Annotated in this window: 1 protein-coding gene; it reads right to left on the reverse strand. The window is 57.6% G+C overall.

Translation table 11 applies throughout. From position 1 onward, the window contains the following. The coding region (locus tag FQ705_RS04585) for a hypothetical protein (protein WP_144138233.1) at positions 1–224 on the reverse strand (224 nt) is incomplete at both ends.

The raw sequence follows: 224 nt of genomic DNA on the forward strand, positions 1-224 counted from the left end.
GCGCCCTTCAGCGTGATTGCGCTCTTCGACGTGTCGTCGTACGAAACGAAGGCATTGGAGATATTGCCCGACGAGTCGATGTTTGCGCCCATCGCCTTCAGTTGCTCGACGTTCACTGCATCGTTATTCAACTTGCCGTCAGCGACGTTGGCAAGCGTCACCGGTGTCGTCGAACCCGTGCCGCCCAGCGTGACCTTGGTATGCGAAGTCGTGTCATAGGCAAC

Origin of the sequence: Paraburkholderia sp. BCC1884, from assembly GCF_900996225.1 — a bacterium.
Taxonomy (GTDB): Bacteria; Pseudomonadota; Gammaproteobacteria; order Burkholderiales; family Burkholderiaceae; genus Paraburkholderia.